Source organism: Rhodospirillum sp. A1_3_36, from assembly GCF_047263945.1.
In the GTDB taxonomy this organism is placed as follows: Bacteria; Pseudomonadota; Alphaproteobacteria; order Rhodospirillales; family Rhodospirillaceae; genus Rhodospirillum.
The window spans coordinates 290,562-307,386 of the sequence record NZ_JBLAVB010000002.1; the positions used below are offsets into that span (position 1 = coordinate 290,562).

The 16,825-nt window shown below is 61.4% G+C and carries 11 protein-coding genes; 6 read left to right on the forward strand and 5 right to left on the reverse strand.

Translation table 11 applies throughout. The annotated features are described in order from the left end of the window. Positions 1 to 361: 361 nt before the first annotated feature. Complete coding sequence (locus ACLIRY_RS05895; protein WP_413204430.1) at positions 362 to 1,840, reverse strand: sensor histidine kinase; 1,479 nt, start codon at positions 1,838 to 1,840, stop codon at positions 362 to 364. Positions 1,841 to 1,847: 7 nt separating this feature from the next. After that, positions 1,848 to 3,047: a DUF2336 domain-containing protein gene (locus ACLIRY_RS05900; protein ID WP_413204431.1), complete on the reverse strand. Its 1,200-nt coding sequence runs from the start codon at positions 3,045 to 3,047 to the stop codon at positions 1,848 to 1,850. Between the two features lie 230 nt (positions 3,048 to 3,277). Between ACLIRY_RS05900 and lepA the strand changes: the two genes are divergently transcribed. From lepA to cobO, 3 genes are read left to right on the forward strand one after another with little or no spacing between them, the layout of a single operon-like run. Beyond that, a complete protein-coding gene (gene lepA, locus ACLIRY_RS05905) occupies positions 3,278 to 5,083 on the forward strand; it encodes a translation elongation factor 4 (protein ID WP_413204432.1) in 1,806 nt (601 codons plus the stop codon). Positions 5,084 to 5,119: 36 nt separating this feature from the next. After that, complete coding sequence (cobN, locus tag ACLIRY_RS05910) at positions 5,120 to 8,869, forward strand: cobaltochelatase subunit CobN (RefSeq protein WP_413204433.1); 3,750 nt, start codon at positions 5,120 to 5,122, stop codon at positions 8,867 to 8,869. Further along, positions 8,866 to 9,492, forward strand: a complete 627-nt coding sequence (gene cobO, locus ACLIRY_RS05915) for a cob(I)yrinic acid a,c-diamide adenosyltransferase (RefSeq protein WP_413204434.1) — start codon at positions 8,866 to 8,868, stop codon at positions 9,490 to 9,492. The genes cobN and cobO overlap by 4 nt, the downstream gene beginning before the upstream one ends. Here the strand turns inward: cobO and ACLIRY_RS05920 are convergent. Further along, positions 9,489 to 10,310 (reverse strand): NAD(P)H-dependent oxidoreductase, encoded by an 822-nt coding sequence (locus ACLIRY_RS05920; RefSeq protein WP_413204435.1) that lies wholly within the window; start codon positions 10,308 to 10,310, stop codon positions 9,489 to 9,491. The two genes, cobO and ACLIRY_RS05920, sit on opposite strands and share 4 nt — an antisense overlap. 98 nt (positions 10,311 to 10,408) lie before the next feature. On the opposite strand from ACLIRY_RS05920, the gene ACLIRY_RS05925 reads away from it, so the two are divergent. Then, entirely contained in the window at positions 10,409 to 11,338 is a 930-nt protein-coding gene (locus tag ACLIRY_RS05925; RefSeq protein WP_413204436.1) for a LysR family transcriptional regulator, read from the forward strand. A 151-nt stretch (positions 11,339 to 11,489) separates the two neighbouring features. On the opposite strand, the gene ald is transcribed toward ACLIRY_RS05925, so the two are convergent. After that, on the reverse strand, positions 11,490 to 12,605 hold the full coding sequence (ald, locus tag ACLIRY_RS05930; RefSeq protein WP_413204437.1) for an alanine dehydrogenase: 1,116 nt from the start codon (positions 12,603 to 12,605) through the stop codon (positions 11,490 to 11,492). A gap of 193 nt (positions 12,606 to 12,798) precedes the next feature. Here ald and ACLIRY_RS05935 point away from each other — a divergent pair, with 193 nt between their 5' ends. Beyond that, positions 12,799 to 13,275 carry an Lrp/AsnC family transcriptional regulator gene (locus ACLIRY_RS05935; RefSeq protein WP_413204438.1) on the forward strand — a complete coding sequence of 159 codons (477 nt, stop codon included), beginning with the start codon at positions 12,799 to 12,801 and terminating at the stop codon, positions 13,273 to 13,275. Positions 13,276 to 13,310: 35 nt separating this feature from the next. Continuing rightward, the gene (locus ACLIRY_RS05940) at positions 13,311 to 14,951 is read left to right on the forward strand and encodes a tetratricopeptide repeat-containing sulfotransferase family protein (RefSeq protein ID WP_413204439.1); all 1,641 of its coding nucleotides are present in this window, start codon (positions 13,311 to 13,313) and stop codon (positions 14,949 to 14,951) included. Between the two features lie 309 nt (positions 14,952 to 15,260). On the opposite strand, the gene ACLIRY_RS05945 is transcribed toward ACLIRY_RS05940, so the two are convergent. After that, positions 15,261 to 16,691, reverse strand: coding sequence for a glycosyltransferase 61 family protein (locus tag ACLIRY_RS05945; protein WP_413204440.1), 1,431 nt, complete (start codon positions 16,689 to 16,691; stop codon positions 15,261 to 15,263). Positions 16,692 to 16,825 lie beyond the last annotated feature (134 nt).

The window sequence follows — 16,825 nt, forward strand, 5'->3', positions numbered from 1 at the left end:
GCGCTCCGAGATCAAATTGGGCCACTTCGCAACCAAACTTGGCCTCGAAGGCCCTCTATAATCTATATATCCTCTGTATCCTTGAAAATCCGGAAACCCTGCTTCGCAGGTGCTGGGCTCTGCCCAGACCCGCAAAGGGTCACGGACCCTTTGATCCCATTGGTAAAAAACGAATGGGGGTCTGGGGCCTTTCGGCCCCAGTGGGGGACGGGGCAAAGCCCCGTGACGGGACAACACCCCCTGTCCTGTACCGTGAAAACAGGCATCCAGAGTTGATTTCAGTGCCGGTGCTCAAACGCACTGGCGTCGCGGAAACAACGGCTAAGTTATTGAGATAATGAGAGTCATTTCGGGTTGAACTCTAAGGGAGGTCCGACTCGGCCATCAGTGTAAAATGGACCGAACACCCAAGGTCCGGCTGACTTTCAATCCAAATTGTTCCCCCATGCTGGCTGACCACCCGCTTGCAGATGGCCAAGCCAACGCCGGTTCCTTCATAGGATTGGGGACCATGGAGGCGACGAAAGATGGAAAAGACCTTTTCCGCCTGGGATGGATCCATGCCAATACCATTGTCCGCCAAGGTGAACCGCCAAGTGCCGCTGCCATCCCACAGGGGTTGCGCCTTAACGGAAATCTCGGGCGGTCGGAGAGGTGAATGGAATTTCACGGCGTTATCGAGCAAGTTCCCGAACAGGCTTGCCAATTCCTTGCGACGTCCTCTTGTCTTTGGCAGGTTGCCCACATCGAAGGTGCCCCCAAGCCGGTCCATCTCGGGGCGCAGCGTCTCGATGGCTTCCTCTACCAAGTCAGAAACCCGAATGCCTTCTTCCTCCAATTCTTCCCGACCGGCACTGAAGTAGGCCAACAGGTCCTGCACCAGGGCACGCATGCGCTTCGCCCCCTCTATGGCATAGGATAAATATTCCCGCTCCTGGTCCTCCAGACGGCCTTTCAGACTTCGGTCCAACAATTGACAATAGCTGACCACTGCCCGAACCGGTTCTTGCAAGTCATGGGCAGCGACCTCGGCAAAGCGCTGCAAGTCGTTGTTCCTTTCCGTCAATTCCGCCACGGTTGCCCGCAGGATCTTTTCCACTTCCTTGCCCCGTGTGACATCCAGGACAACGCCGATCAAGCCCATGTCCCGTCCCCCCATCACTTCCATCTGCGGGGACGCGGTGACGAGAACCGAACGGCCTTTCCCATCCAAGGAACGACTTGACGCCTCCCAGACCCTTGTCCGCCCCTCTCTCAGGAGAATGGCTTCTTCCCTGGCGTGGTTCGCAGCCTCCTCCTCGGGCAGCAGGTCGAACATGGATTTACCGATGATTTCCGACCGCCTCTTGTCGTTCGCATCCAGAAAGGCCTGATTACACATCTCATACCGCCCATCGGCGTCCTTAAGAAAAACCGGAAGGGGAATGGCGTCCAGAATGCTCTGTTGGAAAGCCCTTTGACGCTTGATCTCAGCATCAGCCCGGCGTTCACCCGTGACATCCTTGGCCGTGCCCCTTACCCCCAAGCGCTCCCCGGTCTCCGGATGGAAAACGGGCAATCCGCTGATCAGAAGATACCGGGCCTCGCCATCCCGGTGCCTCGTCTCAAACGGGCGATCGCGAAACGGGTCGAAGAATTCTCCGCCATCGGGAAACTGCCCCAGATCCGAAAAGCTTCGCCCTAAAAGGGCTTGGCTCGGCAGGCCCAGGATCTCGAATACGCGATCGCTGACATAGGTGAAGGACCCATCACGATCTGTTTCCCACAGCCAGTCGGACACCAGCCGGGTCAAATCATAAAAGCGCTCGCGAGTCAGGAAATCCGCATCCAACCGGTTCATGTCCGCCTCACGCCTTGGGTCGGCGCTGCAACCGGGATGTTTTCGGAGGCAGGGGGTCGACCGTCCCATCCCCTTCCACCGACAACAGGGCCTTCAGGTAGTCCTGATCCCTTTGCCATTTGCGCAGCACTTTCCGACATTCTGCCTCGACCATGCGATCGAACATCTCCATGACCTGTTGGTGAGCATGGCGCACGTTGCGAGGGGTCTCAGGCCGTGCCTGACGGGACAGCAAGAACAGGACAGAGAAATCCTCCCGCGAGAACCCCAAGGCTTTGCTGGCAATGGCCAACCCCTCCCCACCCGGTTCAAACAGCATGCGTTGCACCAGGGGCGCCCGCATGCCGGACATCCGGGCGAAAAGATGAACGAACAGCGCAATCTCCCCGTCATGGAGAGTGCTGATCAAAAGGTCTACGTCGATGTTGCCCTTTTGGTAAAGCTTTTCGGCGAGCGTCGCGGCGGGCGGTTTCTGGACCGAAGCTTCGGTCATCAATCCTTCCCGGGCAGCGTTCTCCAGAAGATCATCCACGGTATCCGCATCCAGACCGAATTCGGACAGGATGTACTTCCGCAGCGCCGCAGAAACCCACATGAACATGCGCTTGGCCACCTCCGGTGGCAGATCTTCCCGCCGCAGGATCGGCTCCCGGAAAGTATCCACCCGCTGGGACTGCTCGACCAGATAATCCATGGTCGCCCTTGAGATCTCGGCGTCGGGATTACGCAGCATTTCCGTGATCACCGTCTCGTTCCCGCTTTCCACAAGGGCGTCGGTGACCGCCTCGCTCACGTGAAAGCGGACGGCGATGGCCAGTTGGTGTTCCATGGTCCGATTACGGATCACCTCAATCAGGTCCGCGTCCTGAAGCACCCGACTCTGGCTGAGAATGGAATAGGCGACATCAATCTCGTCGTTGGCCAGGAAACCGATCAAGGCGTGGGGGGCATCCTTCCGACTGGCCAAATCCGAACTGATGCGTTTGCGAACGGAATGTTCGATCTCGCCCAACACCCGCTTCAGAATATCGATCATCAGCCCCCGTTCCCGGTCGCTCAAATCGCGCCCTCGGTCGGAGAACATATCCACCATCGCCTCGGCCAAGCGGTTCCGACTGCTCACGGTCTTTTCGCGGGCGAGTTGCAGAAGCGTTTCCGCATTCAAGCTTCCGCTCGAAGCCCCATCTATCCCGCGTGGTTCGCTCAAGATCAATTTTCCCTAATCAAAGCCCAGCCACCCCATAATTCACATGGAACCGGGAGCCTTTTTGCCAGACTATAACGACTCGTCCACGGCGGAAAAGCAATTGAATGAGACAAATGGGCCTGTCTCCTGATCTGCTGAACGGCCCTCACGGTTGAACGGCAGCCGGTTTGGGCCTATCTTCCGCCCCTTCCGCGCAATCTTGCGGCCCCACTCCTACTGTCCGGCGAACCATGAGCGACCTGTCCCATATCCGTAACTTCGCGATCATCGCGCATATCGACCACGGCAAATCCACCTTGGCGGACCGACTGATTCAGCTCTGCGGGGGCCTGAACGACCGGGAGATGAAGGAGCAGCTGCTCGATTCCATGGATTTGGAGCGGGAGCGCGGCATCACCATCAAGGCCCAAACGGTCCGCCTCCTCTATACCGCCAAACGGGACGGAAAGGTCTACCAATTAAACCTGATGGACACCCCGGGCCACGTGGACTTCGCCTACGAGGTCTCCCGGTCCCTGGCGGCCTGTGAAGGCTCACTGTTGGTGGTTGACGCCAGCCAGGGCGTGGAGGCCCAGACCCTGGCTAACGTCTACCAGGCCATCGACGCCAACCACGAAATCATCCCCGTCCTGAACAAAGTGGACCTGCCTGCCGCTGACGTGGACCGGGTCAAAAGCCAGATTGAGGACGTGATCGGCCTGGATACCAGCGAATCCGTTGGCATCTCCGCCAAAACCGGCCTGAACGTCGATCAGGTGCTGGAATCCATCGTCACCCGACTGCCTCCCCCCACAGGGGACCTGAACGCCAAGGTCCAAGCCATGCTGGTCGACAGCTGGTACGACCCTTACCTGGGCGTGGTGATCCTGGTCCGTGTGCGCAGCGGAACCCTGAAAAAGGGCATGCGCATGCGTATGATGCAGACCGGAGCGGTCCATCCCATCGACAAAGTCGGCGTCTTCACTCCGAAGATGCTGGAGACCGACAGCCTGTCCGCCGGCGAAATGGGCTTCATCATGGCCGGCATCAAAAGCGTCGCGGATTGTTCCATCGGCGATACCATCACCGATGACCGGAATCCGACGACGGAAGCCCTGCCGGGGTTCAAGCCCTCCATTCCCGTGGTCTGGTGCGGCCTGTTCCCCGTGGACACCAGCGATTTCGAGCTGCTGCGCGACAGCTTGGCCAAGCTCCGCCTGAACGACAGCAGTTTCGAATTCCAGATGGAGACCAGCGCCGCCCTCGGCTTCGGCTTCCGCTGCGGCTTCCTGGGCCTGTTGCACATGGAAATCATCCAGGAGCGGTTGGAGCGGGAATTCGACCTGGATCTGATCACCACCGCCCCCTCGGTGGTCTACAAGATGTATATGACCGACGGGACCATGGAAGAACTCCACAATCCGGCGGACATGCCCGACCCGATGAAAATCGACCGGATCGAGGAACCTTGGGTGAAGGCCACCATCATGGTGCCGGATGACTACCTCGGTCAGATTTTGGCGCTCTGCACGGAGCGGCGCGGTATCCAGCTTGATTTGACCTACGCAGGCTCCCGCGCCATGGCCGTCTACAAGCTGCCTTTGAACGAAATCGTCTTCGATTTTTACGACCGCCTGAAGTCCATCAGCCGGGGCTATGCCAGTTTCGATTACGATATGGATGAATATACGGAAAGCAATTTGGTCCGCGTGTCGATCCTGGTGAACAATGAGCCCGTGGACGCCCTGGCTTTCATCGCCCACCAGTCACAGGCCGAATTCCGTGGTCGCCAGATTTGTGCCCGACTGAAGGACCTGATCCCCCGGCATATGTTCAAGGTGCCCATCCAGGCGGCCATCGGGGGCCGGGTGATCGCCCGCGAAACCATCGCCGCCCTGCGCAAGGATGTCACCGCCAAGTGTTACGGCGGGGATATTTCCCGGAAGAAGAAACTTCTGGAGAAGCAGAAGGAGGGCAAAAAGAAGATGCGCCAGTTTGGCCGGGTGGAAATCCCGCAAACCGCCTTCATCAATGCCCTGAAGATGGGAGACGATTAACTCCCGTCCCCTTTCCCCCACCGACCGGGAGCCCCCATGCACCTCCTCGCTGCCCAACCCGGACGCGTGACCGACGGGTCCGAGGCGGTGGACCTGGGGCAGGATCCCGCTGATATCCTGTTCCTTTCCGCCGCCGACACGGAAATCGCCTGCCTCGCCGCAGCCCGGGCCGCTTGGCCCGCCCACTCACCCGAGTGTCCCTCCATCCGGGCGGCCAATTTGACCCATCTGGGCCATCCCATGAGCGTGGACCTCTGGGTTGACGATTTGGCCGCCAAAGCGAAATTGGTGGTCGTGCGTCTGCTTGGCGGACGGGGGTACTGGAGTCATGGGGTGGAGCGGCTGGTGGAGCTGGCTCGCGAAACAGGCCTGAAGCTGGCTCTGCTGCCGGGCGACGCCAACCCGGACGAAGATCTGACCCGCGCCTCGACCCTGCCCCGGGAGGTGCTCCACCGCCTTTGGCGCTATTGGGTCGAAGGCGGCGTTGACAATGCCGGTCAGTTCCTCCGCCACTGCGCAGACCTCTGCGGCATCGAAACGGACTGGCGAGAGCCGGTTGCCCTGCCCGTGGCCGGCATTTTGGGCGAGGAACCCGATCTCCGGGATGGGCGTCCCAGCGTGGCCATCGTCTTCTACCGCGCCCTGGTCCAGGCGGGAGATCTCGCCCCGGTTAGCGCATTGGCAGACGCCCTGGAGGCCCGGGGCCTGCGGCCGGTTCCCCTCTACTGTACCAGTCTGAAAGACGCCCTGGCGGCGGCAACGGTGGAGACGGTCCTGCTCCGCCAAAGTCCGGATGTGATTATCAACCTGACCGGCTTTTCCGTGGCCGCCCCGGGCGCGCCCCGGGCCACCCCCCTCGGAGTCGTGGATGCTCCGGTCCTCCAAGCCGTCTTGGCCGGAAGCGACGAAAAGAGTTGGCGCACCATGGACAACGGCCTGATTGCCCGCGATATCGCCATGGCCGTGGCCCTGCCCGAGGTGGATGGGCGCATCCTCTCCCGGGCCATTTCCTTCAAGGGATCGACGGATCGGGATGCGGCCCTTCAGACCGCCATCACCCGGCACGAGCCCGTCGCGGATCGGATCGCCTTCGTCGCCACCCTCGCCGCCAACTGGGTCCGGTTACGCAACAAGGCGCCCCAGGACCGCAAGATCGCCCTGGTCCTGGCCAATTACCCCAACCGGGATGCGCGCCTGGGCAATGGGGTGGGGCTAGACGTTCCCGCTGGAACGGCCAAGGTCCTGGCCGCCCTTGACGGCGCGGGCTATTCCGTCCCGGGTCGTCCCCTGGACGGCACGGCCCTGATTACCCGCCTGCTGGCCGGTCCCACCAATGCCCATGATCCTAAAAAGCGGGAGAACGCAGACATCCTTCTGCCGCTGGAAAGCTATCAGGCCTTCCTCGACGGCCTGTCCCCGGGTGCCGGTTCCATCGTCTCCGACCGGTGGGGACCACCGGAGGAGGATCCGTTCTTCGTCCGATCCCGGAACGGGTTTGCTCTCCCCCTGACGCTGGTGGGCAATGTGGCCATCGGTATCCAGCCGGCCCGAGGCTATAACATCGATCCCGTTTCCAGCTACCACGACCCGGCCCTGCCGCCACCCCATGGCTATCTGGCCTTCTATGCCTGGCTGCGCGGCCCCTTTGCCGCCCAAGCGGTGATCCACATGGGCAAGCATGGGAACCTGGAATGGCTGCCCGGCAAGGCTTTGGCCCTTTCCGCAGACTGCCTGCCCGAAGCAGCCCTGGGGCCTCTGCCACATCTTTACCCCTTCATCGTCAATGATCCCGGTGAAGGAACGCAGGCGAAACGGCGCGCCCAGGCGGTGATCCTCGACCACCTGACCCCACCGCTGACCCGGGCGGAGAGCTACGGCGTGCTCCGCGACCTGGAGCGACTGGTGGACGAGTTCTACGAAGCCGCGGCAGTGGATCCCCGGCGCCTGACGGTGCTCAAACGGGAAATTCTCTCCCTAGCCGAAAGCGCCGGGCTGCTTGCCGACCTGGGATTGTCCGGTGGTATCGACGAAGACAGCGCCCTGGCAGCCCTGGATAACCACCTCTGCGAACTCAAGGAAATGCAGATCCGCGACGGACTGCATATCTATGGGGAATCGCCGGAGGGGCGCCTCCGCGCTGATCTGCTGGTGGCCCTGGCCCGGAGTCCCCGGGGCAAGACGCCTGCCCAGGAGTCCCTGACCCGCGCCTTGGCCAAGGATTTGGGTCTCACGCTGGATCCCCTGTCCTGCCCCATGGGGGAGCCCTGGGAGGGTCTGCGCCCCGCCGTCCTGAACGCCCTGTCCGCCGATCCCTGGCGCACCAAGGGGGACACGGTGGAGCGTCTGGAGCTATTGGCCGCCGCCCTGGTGTCGGGTGACAACGATGCCGATGCGAATTGGTCCGCCACGGCGGCAGTGCTGGAGGACATCCGCACCACCCTTGCCCCCGCTGTCGATGCCTGCGGCCCAGCGGAACTCGCGGGGTTGCTGACGGGGCTGGATGGCCGATTTGTCGAACCGGGCCCCTCCGGCGCACCCTCCCGGGGGCGGCCCGATGTTCTTCCCACCGGTCGGAACTTTTATTCCGTGGATGGACGGGTGGTCCCCACACCGGCCGCCTGGACCCTGGGCTGGCGGGCGGCAAACGTTCTGTTGGAGCGTCACCTGCAGGACCATGGGGATTGGCCCCGAACCCTGGTCCTCAGTGCCTGGGGCACGTCAAATATGCGCACAGGCGGAGACGACATCGCCCAAGCGCTCGCCCTGATGGGCGTGCAACCCACCTGGGATCCGACCAGCCGCCGGGTCACCGGGTTCGAGGTGATGCCCCTGACCGTCCTGGATCGTCCCCGGGTCGATGTGACCTTGCGGGTCAGCGGCTTCTTCCGGGATGCCTTCCCTGGCCTGATCGATCTGGTGGACTCCGCAGCCCGGGCCGTCGCCGAACAGGCCGACGAACCGGCCCACCTCAATCCACTCGCTCAGAGAGTCCGCGAGGATACCCAACGCCTCATTGCTTCCGGAACGGATCCGGAACAGGCGGCGCACCGGGCCGGACATCGGGTTTTCGGCTCCCGCCCCGGGGCCTATGGGGCAGGCCTCCAAGCCCTGATCGACGAAAAGGGCTGGGAGACCGAAGCGGACCTCGCCAAGGCCTACGTGGCCTGGGGAGGCTATGCCTATGGCTCCGGTTCCGCCGGAGAGGCCGCCCATGGTCAGTTCGAAGCCCGCCTCGCCAGCGCCGAAGTCATCTTGCAAAACCAGGACAACCGGGAGCATGACCTGCTCGACTCCGACGATTACTACCAGTTTGAGGGAGGGGCAACCGTCGCCGCCCGCGTCCTCTCGGGGCGCCAACCGGTCGTCTACCATGGGGACAACGCCCGGGTGGAGGACCCCCGGGTCCGCACCCTGGAGGAAGAAATCGCCCGTGTGGTCCGCGCCCGGGTCGTGAACCCCAAGTGGATCGAGGGCGTCATGCGCCACGGTTACAAGGGTGCTTTCGAAATGGCCGCGACGGTCGATTACCTCTTCGCCTTCTCCGCCACAACAAGGGCGGTGAAAAACCACCATTTCGATCTCGTTCTGGATGCCTATTTGATGGATGACGCCGTCCGGGCCTTCCTGGCCGAGGTGAATCCGGACGCCCTGAAAGACATGGCCGCCCGCCTGATAGAGGCCCAGGACCGGGGCCTTTGGCGGGGCAAGCGGAACGACAGCCGATCCCTTCTGAGCGCCCTCGCCGAGGGCCGCTTCTCCCCCAGCCTTGAGGAAAACCAGCCATGACCGAAAGCGAGCGCCCCCAAGAAACCGAGGACCTTCAACGCCACAAAGACAAGATGGCCAAGAAGAAAGCCGCCCGGGACCGCATGATGGCTGGAAAAAGCGGGGAAAAGGGCCTGATCATCGTCCATACGGGCCCGGGCAAGGGCAAGTCCTCCGCCGCCTTCGGCATGGTTCTGCGCTGTATCGGCCATGGCTTTCAAGTGGGCGTGGTCCAATACATCAAGGGCGCCATGGACACCGCCGAACGGCAAGTTCTGGAGCGCTTTCCCGAACTGGTAACCATCCGTGCCATGGGCGAGGGCTTCACCTGGGAGACCCAGGACAAGGAACGGGACATCGCCGCCGCCCAGCGCGCCTGGGAGGTGTCCAAGGGCTTCTTGGCCGATCCCTCGGTGCGCATGGTGGTGCTGGACGAAATCAACGTGGTCCTGCGCTACGGCTACCTGGAGCTGGAAGAGGTGCTGGAGGCCCTGGCGAAACGCCCCAGTGACCAGCATGTGGTGCTCACGGGTCGCAATGCCTCTGACGAACTGATGGAGGCGGCGGATCTCGTCACCGAAATGAAAATGGTGAAACACCCCTTCCGCTCGGGCATCAAGGCCCAGCCGGGAGTGGAGTTTTAGTCGGCCCTATTCGACATCGACCCATCCCGGGACTCTGATTCGTTAAGATGCAGCCCAAAGGGCGAGATCCCTGGCCGGTCCAATTCGGCACGAAGTTCCATGCGCGGAATATCGTAGTCTCCCCCGTTTTGCCGTCGATAGGGAATGGGTTGCGTGGTTTCAAGGGTCCGCATCCGCGACCGAAGCGCCTCAGCCGCTGCCGGATAGTTTTCCTCGGAGAGGCGGTCCGCCTCGTAGAGGACAAAGGGGGGCAACACCTCAAAACCGGGATAGAACAGGATGCCATGGTGGATCGGAAACAAGAGGTCCTCCATGAACCCGTTCACGCCCCGGCGACAATAGTGGCTCTCCCACCCCCCCGCCGTCACAATCAGCATCGCGCGTTTTCCGGCCATTGTGCCCTCGCCGTAGCGATCACCCCACCGCCGGTCACTGTGTTCCCCCACGCCATAGCCAAACCCATAGGCATAAACCCGGTCCACCCACCCCTTGAGAATGGCGGGCATGGCGAACCACCACAGGGGAAACTGCAGGATCACCGTGTCGGCCCAGAGCAATTTTTCCTGTTCGGCTTGTACATCCGGGGTCAGGGCTTTTTCCTGAAACGCATCCCTGGAAGCCTGGGGCACCCGAAGGCGGGTTCCGGGGGCCAGTTGGGGAAAATCCGCCCGGTCAACCACCGCTTTCCACCCTTCGGCGTATAAATCCGTGATCCGAACGGAATGACCTTGGGCCTTCAGGTCCTCAACGGCACTATCGCGAAGCGCGCCGTTTAGGGAGTGAGGGTCGGGATGGGCGAAAACGAAAAGAACGTTCATGGAAAAGAATCCTTCACTGTCCGGGGATTGGACTTCCACCGTAACCAGCTGCGGAATAATCTGGTATCCAGGGATAATGAATATGATTGTGCCGGAAAATGGATCAAACACTCCTGACCCTTGACCGCATGCGCACCTTCGTCCGCGTGGCGGAGCGCGGTAACCTCTCTGCCGTCGCGCGGGAGTTCAATATCGGGCAGTCGACGGTCACCCGCCACTTGCGGGACCTTGAAGAGGGTCTCGGAGTCGCCTTGCTGAGTCGAACCACCCGTCGTGTCACCTTGACTGAGGAAGGAGCGCGTTTTCTCGATACCTCCCTTCGGATGCTCCGGATCCTTGAGCAGGGGGCGGAAGAGGCACGGGGATCCCGTGACGCCCCCTCCGGCACAATCCGGATCTCCTGTACGGCGGCACTGGGTGTCCGCCATGTCACCCGTCTGGTCTTCGCCTTCCAGAACAGATATCCCGAGATACAGGTCGATCTGAGCCTGACCGACGATCGGATCGACCTCGTCCGGGATGGAATAGACCTCGCCCTGCGCTTGGGTCCCCTCAGCGACAGCAGCATGAAGCGACGAGTTCTCGGATACAGCCGCCGCCTGTTGGTCGCCTCGCCCGCCTATTTGACCGCTTGGGGACAGCCCCTGACACCCTCAGATCTGGCGGGGCATCAAGGAATTCGCATGGTCAATGTGGGTGGCAGCGACCATCTGATCTTGCGGGGACGGGATGGGAAAGACCAAAGGGTTCCCTTTGGCGGTCGTCTGCGTCTCGACCACGGGCTTGCTGCCCGGGAAGCTTTTGCAGCGGGGCAGGGCCTCGGCCCGACACACCGATGGCTGGTCGATGATCTGTTACAGTCAGGCGCCCTGTTGGAGGTCTTGCCAGACTATACGCTGCCTCCCGTTCCCTTAAGCATGTTGATCGTGCCCCAACGGGCGGCGATTACCCGCATCCGTCTGCTCGTCGACTATCTTGTCAGGGAGAGTTCCTCCATTCCCGGACTCCACCACTCCCCAGCCTGGTAACCTTCCTTTTTCGCGAGGCCAAAAAAAGCCCCCTCCGCCCCGGGGGATCGGGCAGAGGGGGAGGGAACCCAGTCGCCGAATGCCATCAGCAAGCGACCGAGGAGAGAGCCAAGACTGCCGAGCGTGGCGGGCTCTGGTATCGAAACGATCCCTACTTCAGAACGTCTTCGGCAGGAACGTAGGCATAGCCCAGGTCGCGGGCCACGGGCTCGCAGGTGATCTGACCGGCGTGGACATTCAGGCCCTCGCGCAGGTAAGGGTCATCGGCCAGAGCCTGCTTCCACCCCTTGTTGGCGATGGCCAGACCGAAGGGCAGGGTGGCGTTGTTCAGCGCGTAGGTCGAGGTCCGGGCCACGGCGCCGGGCATATTGGCCACGCAGTAATGAACAACCCCATCAATGATGTAGGTCGGGTCAGCATGGGTGGTCGCCTTGGAGGTTTCGAAACAACCGCCCTGGTCGATGGCCACATCCACCAAAACCGCGCCGTCGCGCATCTGGCCCAACATCTCCTTGGTCACCAGCTTGGGCGCCGAGGCCCCCTTCACCAGCACCGCACCCACCACCAGATCGGCGTCGACGACAGCTGCGGTCAAAGCGGCCTTGCTGGAGAACACCGTCTTCAAGGCGGAGCCGAAACGAGCGGACAAACGGGCCAGAACCTCCAGGTTCCGGTCCAACACGGTCACGTCGGCACCCAGACCGAGAGCCATCTGGGCGGCGTTTTCGCCAACCACGCCGCCGCCAATGATCACCACCTTCGCCGGGGCCACACCGGGCACACCGCCCAGCAGCATGCCCTCGCCACCGTGGGATTTTTCAAGACAGGTGGCGCCCGCCTGAATGGACATGCGCCCGGCCACCTGGGACATAGGGGTCAGCAGGGGCAGACCGCCCTTGGCGTCGGTCACGGTTTCATAGGCGATGCAGGTCGCGCCAGAAGCCACCAGATCCTTGGTCTGTTCCGGATCCGGAGCAAGGTGCAAATAGGTATAGAGAATCTGACCGGGGCGCAGCATGGCCCGTTCGACGGCCTGGGGTTCCTTGACCTTGACCACCATGTCGGCGCGGTCGAAGATTTCTTTGGCAGTGGCAACGATCGTCGCGCCCTGGGCCTCGTAATCGGCATCGGCGGCGCCGATACCGACGCCCGCGCCGGTCTCCACGATGACCTGATGGCCGTGGGCCACATATTCATGGACGCTGTCCGGCGTCAAACCGACCCGGTACTCGTGGTTTTTGATTTCCTTCGGCACACCAACAAGCATGAAGCCCACCATTTGCTTGAGTTGAACGGTCCCAATTGAAGCGGGGCACCGCAGGAAGCGGATCCAGAGCGGAGCCCTCAACAACAGTGACCTGAGTATGCGCCGACAGCCTCGAAATGTGCTTGCGTAACCAAGTATTTTCGTCCTGTATTACACAAGATCATTCGAATGATTCATGATTTTGAGGTGGAAAATGCGACCAATCCCCTTAGACGCGGTGGATCGTAAGATTCTTTCGTCTCTTCAGCAGGACGGGCGGATCACCAATGCGGAGCTGGCGGAGCGGATTGCCCTGTCCCCCTCGGCCTGTCTGCGGCGGGTGAAGCGGCTGGAGGACGAAGGAGTCATCTGCGGCTACATGGCCCTGTTGAATCAAACCGCCATTGGCAAACCCTCCTCTATCTTCGTGGAAATCAGCCTGTCCAGTCAGTCGGAAGCCTGTCTGGAAGCCTTCGAGGCCGCCGTCCGTGCCTGCCCTGAAGTTATGGAATGCCACCTGATGAGCGGTGACGCCGATTACCTGTTGCGCTTCGTCGCCGCCGACACAGCCGATTTCGAGCGCATCCACAAGGTCTACCTGTCGCGCATGCCGGGGGTGGCACGAATCCGGTCATCGTTTACACTCCGCACCGTGAGCCGCCGCAACGGCTACGCCCTTCCCGGCGGGTAACCCTGCCCGCTTGCTCTCCTCTCCGGGGTTGACCCATGTCCAATGCCCTCGCTCAGGCCCGCGCCCTGCGCAAGCGCGGCCAGACCACCCAGGCGGTGCAGAGCTATCTGGCCGCCATCCAAGCCCAGCCAAAGGGAGTCCGGCTCTACGGGGAACTGGCCGAATGCCTGTTCAGCCTGGGTCGTTTCGACGATGCAGAGCTGGCTCTGCGCAAGGCCGTAGAGTTGAAACCGGACGACGCCACACAACGGGGAAACCTGTCAATGGTGTTGGCCCGGGCCGGAAAACTGACCGCCGCCATCGACCAAGCCCAGGAGGCCGTCCGTCTTGCCCCCAAGGAGGCGGCCTTGCGCCTCCGACTGGCACGGCTCCTGCTGTCCGCAGGTCAACCGGACGAAGCCGAACGCCATGCCCGAGACGCCACCCGCCGCGCCACCCGGCAGCCAGAGGCTTGGCTGGCCCTGGCTGCCGCCCTTTTGCTCGGTGAGCGAGCGACGGAAGCGGAGGATGCTCTGGGGCAGGCCCTCGCCCTGGACCCCACGGATCCGGAGGCCCTGGCGCTGGGCGCAGACATCCTGCTCAGCCTGGGCCGCATGGGGGAGGCGGAAGTCCGAGCCCGCGCCGCCCTGACCCGACAACCGGAATCCGTGAACGCCCTCGCCACCCTGGCGAAGCTCAAGACGTTTGTGCCCAACGATCCGGACTGGTTCGCCATCGAAACACTTTTAAAAAAGGTGGATAAACTGGGTCCCACCGACACGGTAACCCTGCGCTTCACCGCCGCAAAGGCCCTGGAGGACCAGGGAGACCTGGACGGAGCCTTCGAACAACTCGCTCAGGGAAATGCCCTGAGGGGCCGGACTTTACCCGACGACCTTCCACCCGTGGCAGCCCATGTGGCCGCTACGGAGACCTGGGACGGCCCGCGTTTGGCCGCTTTCGCCTCGAACGGGGAAGGGCCGAAAGATCCCCTGCCCGTGTTCATCGTCGGCATGCCCCGATCCGGCACCACACTCCTCGAACAGGTCTTGGCCAGCCATGGGGCCGTCCATGGAGCCGGGGAAACCCTGCTTCTGGAGCACTGTTTGGCCGAAGCCGGGTTGTCCACCTATGCCTCCGACCCCGACTTGATCACCGCAGAGCGTTTGCGGACGGTCGGTGAGGGTTATCTGGCGGGGCTCCGCAGCCTGGCACCGGATGCGAAACGGATCGTCAACAAAACCCCGGCGAACTGGCTCCACCTGGGACTCATCCGCCTCGCCCTGCCCGGCGCCCGAATCATCCACAGCCGCCGGGATCCCATGGATGTGGGTTGGTCCTGCTTCAAGAACCTGTTTGGGCGGGGCCATGCCTGGACCACGGATTTGACTCGCCTGGGTCGCTATCAGCGCCTGCAGGACCGGTTAACCGCCCATTGGGCGACCGTTCTTGGTTCGGAACGGATGACGGTGGTGGATTACGAAACCCTTGTGGATAATCTGGAAGGGGAAGCGCGGCGTTTGGTCGCCTTCCTCGGCCTGGATTGGGATCCGGCCTGCCTTCGCCCGGCGGACAGCAAACGCGTCGTCCACTCCCTCTCCAAAGTCCAAGTCCGCGCCCCTGTTCACAAAAGGTCCATCGCCAAATGGCGCAAGGTTGAGCGCCATTTAGACCCATTGAAACAGGCCTTGGAGTGAAACCGGGCCAGCTTGACCAAGCTGATCCAGTTTTACTCTCTTATACCAAGCGGCGCGGGTTGAAACCCATGCCGCTTTTCTTGCGTTCAAACGCCAGGCGGGCTTTTACGCGCCATAAGGCGCGGCGGTCACTTGGCCGCTTCCAAGGTGCGGTGAGGCAAACTCACCGCACCTTGGTATTAGCGCCCCTGCGGAAGCGTGCGCAGGGAGGCAATGGAAGAGACCCGATGGAGGGAGAAAGGGGCAAATTCCGCATAAACGGAACCGGCCATTCGGCGGTCACATCGTAGGGATCAGGACCTGTCTTTTTTAAGAGAACAGATCGGTCTTTTCCGTAATCCCCACCTGATCTAGGACGGCAGCCAGATCCTTCGTGTCGATGGTCAGTGGTTTATCGATGACTGAACCAGCAGCGTCCCTGCGGGACTTACCCAAAACGCGGTGAAAATCGACTTGAAAATAAGCAAAGAGGGGATATGTGCTTCGCCAATAGATGTACTCGGGCTTGACGAAATCCTCCGGGGCAAGCTGAATATGCACCGTCCCCGGTTGGGCCAGGATACTACTCGTCTCCGTCGAACCGACCGGCGAGACGATGACCTCGGCTTCAGACACCAATTCGACGACCGTTTTCACGGGCATTGCAGAGGGGAAAATCCGCTCGAACCCCCTCCTTTCAAGGAACGCGAAGATCTCGTCCTCATTCTCCAAACGGCGCTTTTCCGGAACCATGTTGGCACGCGATAGAAACAAGCGACGATTCCGTCGACCTGAGAGTCCTTGTTCCGCTGCGTATCGATCCCGAATCCATTTGACTGCAAAGGGATAGGGAATGTGTCCCGGGAGGAAGCCCCGCTTCAAATGAAGAACGCTCCCCAAGGGAATATCAACCTCGCGAAAATTCAGACCGCTCAATCCGAGCAAATCAATAAGCTCCCGCTGGTAGTCCAGTAAGGGAGGGCTATAGATCGGTAGAGCCCGTAACCCCTCGTCCTTGTAAACGACGCAGAGCTTCGGAAGGACATCGCCGAGAAAATGGCCATAGGTCGGGCAATGGTTCAAGAAAACCACAGGGTCTTCGATCACGATGGGGGGCGAAGACCCGCGGAGCCCAATCACCGCCTCCTGAAAATTCGACAGGTTCACGCTTAACCCTGAACTTGAATGCATATGCGGGAACTCAGGCCCGAGAATATAATAATCCCGCTCCCGCAGCAGGGTCTTGTCCGTGAAAACGTCAAATGTTGCAGGGGAAAAGCGAGCAAGGAATTCGGCATTTTCGACGACAACGAGCCCCCGCCGCATCCGCTCCTCAATCTCTACCGCGAAGTCTTCCCATTCCTCAGGATAGCACGACCAGTCCGGCAGCGGGATCCGATCATCGTCAGCGATCTCCCAATGGCGCACAGACATGCGGTTAAGTGCCGCGAAATCCGAGATATCCGTGCAAACCAGCCCATACAGCCTCTCAGGGGCGATGGCATAGCCGACCTGTTTCTTAAAGTAGGCGAGGACTTTTGGCATGGGAACGGTCTGGTCAAGGGCAACATGGGCCGCAGAATGGCTCACTTTATCAAGAACGACACGGGCCGTAGGATGGCTTGGATCAAGCTGCTGGACCCTGAGGAAAACGTCCCTGGCCTCTTCCTCCATACCGCGCGTCTGGAACACCATCGCCAAGTCTGCAAGGATAGCAACCGAGTCGGGGTCGAGGTCCTGAGCCAATTCCAACAAAGCCATACTAAGGGCTAGCCGCTCCTTTCGTGCCGCCAGAATCCCCAAAAGATGAAGTGCATCCACATGTCCGGGACAGAGACGAAGGACTTCCCGGCACACCAAGTCTGCCTCGTCAGTTCCACCAAGGCGCATCTTTA